At 42.3% G+C, this 2,034-nt stretch carries 3 protein-coding genes and 1 tRNA gene; all 4 read right to left on the minus strand.

Annotated elements, in window-relative coordinates; genetic code table 11:
• Positions 1 to 266: 266 nt before the first annotated feature.
• Positions 267 to 351 (minus strand) — tRNA-Leu (locus F3741_10705).
• Positions 352 to 376: 25 nt separating this feature from the next.
• On the minus strand, positions 377 to 685 hold the full coding sequence (gene secG, locus F3741_10710; protein ID MZG31251.1) for a preprotein translocase subunit SecG: 309 nt from the start codon (positions 683 to 685) through the stop codon (positions 377 to 379).
• 67 nt (positions 686 to 752) lie between these two features.
• Positions 753 to 1,511 (minus strand): triose-phosphate isomerase, encoded by a 759-nt coding sequence (locus tag F3741_10715; GenBank protein ID MZG31252.1) that lies wholly within the window; start codon positions 1,509 to 1,511, stop codon positions 753 to 755.
• A gap of 52 nt (positions 1,512 to 1,563) precedes the next feature.
• Positions 1,564 to 2,034: aldehyde dehydrogenase (locus tag F3741_10720; protein ID MZG31253.1), on the minus strand; the 471-nt coding region annotated here is incomplete at its 5' end.

Here is a 2,034-nt window from a genome sequence, read left to right on the forward strand (position 1 = left end):
GAATCTGGCGGTCAAAATACTCCTCGATTTCTTTACCCAGTTCTGTGGAGGGATTTATCCGGACACCCTTTCTTACAACGTCTTCAAGGGCCTTAAGTTTTGCCGCCAATTCATCATCTTCAGGAATCGACTTTTTTATGCCCTTGATGCATGACACCAGCAGGTTTCCTATACGCTCAGAAAACGCAACTGGAGGGTTAGAAGCTTTTTCAGAATCACGCTTATTTTTCATGATCGTAAAAAAGTAATAACAACTGGAAAAAAAATGGTGCCGATGGGGAGAGTCGAACTCCCACGGATTGCTCCATACGCCCCTCAAGCGCACGTGTCTACCAGTTCCACCACATCGGCACCCTGAGAAGGTTTAGCTAGAAGATTATTCGGATGAATCCTTGGGTTCTCCATCGCTATCAGGAGCGGGCTCTTCAATGCCCTGGATAACAGAACTTGATTTCTTATTGTTTGAGAAGGTAGCCAGGGTCAAAGATGTCACCATAAATAATATAGCAATGCCAGTAGTCAGCTTTGTAAGAAAGTTACCAGCTCCACTGCTTCCAAACATTGTCTGACTACTTCCAGATCCAAGTCCTGAGCCCATTGCTGCTCCTTTACCTGCCTGCAAAAGTACAGTGAGGACCAAGCAAAAAGCTGCAAGCACATGCAATACTGTTATTATTGTATTCATCGTTTTTTACGAAATTTCCAAGTGACTTCAGGTAATCCGTTCAGAACTACAAATTATGACTGAAAGGCTATCTAGATTCAAGAGAGGATTTGATGATAGCATAAAAAGAATCCAGTTTCAGGCTGGAACCACCAACTAAAGCCCCATCTATTTCCTCTTCGCTCATAAGTTCTTTACAATTTTCAGCGGTTACACTCCCACCATATAGAATTCTGGCTTCGTGTTTTTTAGAAATTTCCAGTTTTTCTACCAAAAGCTCTCTGATAAACTTATGGACCTCCACAGCCTGGTCCGGTCTGGCATTAACACCTGTGCCGATAGCCCAAACTGGTTCGTAAGCCACGACAGGAAGGGATTTACTATTTGCCGGCAGTCCTGCCAGGCCCTCCATCAACTGAGTATGAATAACGTCCAAGGTACTTCCAGCTTCTCTTTGCTGCAGGGTTTCTCCAACACAAACTACTGGAATCACCCCCAATTTTATCGCATGAAGAACCTTTTTATTAACATCTTCATTACTTTCCCCAAATAATTGCCGTCTCTCAGAATGACCGATCAGCGCATAACTACACCCTGTATCTCTGAGCATTTCAAGCGACACCTCTCCTGTAAATGCCCCTTTACTTTCAAAATAAAAATTTTGTCCAGCCAAAGCTATTTTAGAACCTTTAATAATCTGACTTACTGGATAGAGAGATGTAAAAGGAGGAGAAATAACCACATCCACACCATCAATAGGCTTTTTGACAAGAGATGATGCCAAATCGCAGGCCTCAGAAGCCAGCATATTCATCTTCCAGTTTCCGATGACAAGTGGAGAAGTCACTTAAAAACCTTACCTTGACGTAGGAATAAAAATAATCCTGAAACTACAATTCTCAATCTCGGCCAATAAATTTCAAAAGGTCTTTAACCCTGTTAGAATAACCCCACTCATTGTCATACCAGGATAAGACCTTAACCATATTGCCTTCTATGACTTTTGTAGAAATTCCGTCAACGATTGAAGAACAAGTATCACCATTGAAGTCAATAGACACCAGAGGTTTTTCCTCAAACCTTATTATATTATTCAAAGTGTTTTGAGAAGCATCCCGCAAAGTTTGATTAACCTCATCGATACTGGTATTTTTCTCAACCTCAATGACAAGGTCTATAAGAGAAACATTTGGAGTCGGGACCCGAATTGCCATACCATCAAGCTTGCCTTTTATTTCAGGCAAAACCAAAGCAACCGCTTTTGCCGCTCCAGTCGTGGTGGGGATCATGGAAAGGTTAGCCGCCCTTGCCCTTCGCAGGTCTTTATGAGGCAGGTCTAGAATCTTCTGGTCATTGGTATAGGAATGAAT

The sequence above is a fragment of the Nitrospinota bacterium genome (genome assembly GCA_009873635.1).
Taxonomy (GTDB): Bacteria; Nitrospinota; Nitrospinia; order Nitrospinales; family VA-1; genus LS-NOB.